We start from the raw sequence: 2,022 nt of genomic DNA on the forward strand, positions 1-2,022 counted from the left end.
ATATGAGTATGACAATAGTTACCTCGTTAGATTGGTATAACAAAAAGATCGCTACTCGTTAGGCGATCTTTTTTGTTTTAGGCAAGAAGGGAATTAGAAAACTATGGCACAGCAAGAAGCAGCAACCAATAGCTTGGACTTTGTTTCGAATGAACCTCTGCGTGTAGGTATCGTTGTCGGAGAACTCTCTGGTGACACGCTTGGCGAAGGCTTTATTAAAGCGATCAAATCACAATATCCGAATGCTGAATTCGTGGGTATTGGCGGACCAAAAATGAAGGCGCTTGGTTGTGAGTCTCTTTTCGAAATGGAAGAGCTTGCCGTGATGGGGCTTGTAGAAGTGCTTGGTCGTTTACCTCGCTTGCTAAAAGTGAAAGCGGAGCTAGTTAAGTACTTTACTCAAAACCCGCCAGATGTCTTCGTCGGTATCGATGCGCCAGACTTTAATCTAAGACTTGAATTAGATCTTAAGAACGCGGGCATTAAGACTGTTCATTATGTCAGCCCTTCAGTCTGGGCATGGCGTCCAAAGCGTATCTTTAAAATCGACAAAGCAACCGATTTGGTACTGGCTTTCTTACCATTCGAAAAAGTGTTTTATGATAAATATAACGTTGCTTGTGAATTCGTTGGCCACACGTTGGCTGATACCATTCCACTGGAGCCGAATAAGAAAGAGGCTCGCGATCTTTTAGGTTTAGATCAAGATAAGCCGTGGTTAGCGGTATTGCCAGGTAGCCGTGGTGGTGAAATGAGTTTGATTGCTCAACCATTTATCGAAACTTGTCAGCGCATTAAGCAAAAGTACCCTGATATCAATTTTGTTGTTGCATTGGTTAATGAACAGCGCAAGAAACAGTTTACAGAGATCTGGCAATCGACGGCACCTGAACTTGAATTTACCTTGGTAGAAGATACGGCTACCAATGTGATTACTGCTGCTGATTCTGTTTTGTTAGCTTCTGGTACTGTTGCTCTTGAGTGTATGTTGCTGAAACGACCGATGGTCGTTGGCTACAAGGTCAACAAGCTCACTGGCTATATCGTTAAGAAATTGTCGATCACAGAATTTGTCTCGTTACCGAATATCCTAGCGGGTGAAGAAATCGTAAAAGAACACATTCTTGAGGAGTGTCACCCAGATTACCTTTTCCCATCGGTCGATAAGATGCTTTCAACTGACAACGCGCCACTTATTGAACGCTTTACTGAAATGCATCACTGGATTCGTAAAGATGCTGACAAACAGGCAGCTAACGCAGTTCTGAAATTGATCGGTCGAGAGTTTGTTGAATCATAAAGTGCTTCTTTCAAAAGCATTTGCTTAAAAGTTACAAAGAGAATTGTCATGGCAGTAAAAGAGAAAAAAGAATTTCCTCCTTTTGAGTATCCTCAAGGCTACCAGTTATTCGCTGGTGTTGATGAAGTGGGGCGTGGGCCGTTAGTTGGTGATGTAGTTACCGCCGCGGTTATCCTCGATCCGAATAACCCAATCGAAGGCTTGAACGATTCAAAAAAACTGTCTGAGAAAAAGCGCCTTGCTCTGCTTCCTGAAATTAAAGAGAAAGCCTTGGCATGGTCTGTGGGGCGTTGTTCCCCACAAGAAATTGATGAGTTGAATATCTTACAAGCGACTATGGTAGCTATGCAGCGTGCTATTGCCGGGCTGAGTGTTCAACCTGATATAGCGCTAATAGATGGAAACCGAGTCCCTGAGCTACCGATGGCCGGTCTGGCTATTGTGAAAGGGGATTTACGGGTGGCTGAAATCAGCGCAGCGTCTATCATCGCTAAAGTGGTTCGTGACCAAGAGATGGAAGAACTTGATAAGCTTCATCCAGAGTTTGGTTTTGCTAAACATAAAGGTTACCCGACAAAAGCGCATTTTGAAGCGATTGAAAAACATGGCGTAACCGAGCATTACCGCAAAAGCTTTAAGCCAGTAAAACGTATTCTTGGCATAGATTAGAGCGAATTGAATAAGCTCTATATAGATTAGAGCCTTACGTAAACTAGAGCTTA

At 43.2% G+C, this 2,022-nt stretch carries 2 protein-coding genes; both read left to right on the forward strand.

Going from position 1 to position 2,022, the window contains the following annotated elements; translation table 11 throughout:
- Window positions 1-103 precede the first annotated feature (103 nt).
- The gene (lpxB, locus tag AB4496_RS26430; RefSeq protein WP_009847406.1) at window positions 104-1,300 is read left to right on the forward strand and encodes a lipid-A-disaccharide synthase; all 1,197 of its coding nucleotides are present in this window, start codon (window positions 104-106) and stop codon (window positions 1,298-1,300) included.
- Between the two features lie 48 nt (window positions 1,301-1,348).
- Window positions 1,349-1,969, forward strand: coding sequence for a ribonuclease HII (gene rnhB / locus AB4496_RS26435; protein ID WP_009847405.1), 621 nt, complete (start codon window positions 1,349-1,351; stop codon window positions 1,967-1,969).
- Window positions 1,970-2,022: the final 53 nt, after the last annotated feature.

It is taken from the genome of Vibrio sp. 10N.222.46.A1 (assembly GCF_041473595.1).
Lineage (GTDB): Bacteria > Pseudomonadota > Gammaproteobacteria > Enterobacterales > Vibrionaceae > Vibrio > Vibrio tasmaniensis_A.

Coding starts and splice junctions, on each gene's coding strand:
- rnhB (WP_009847405.1), top strand. CDS start 1,349: ATGGCAGTAAAAGAGAAAAAAGAATTTCCTCCTTTTGAGTATCCTCAA.
- lpxB (WP_009847406.1), top strand. CDS start 104: ATGGCACAGCAAGAAGCAGCAACCAATAGCTTGGACTTTGTTTCGAAT.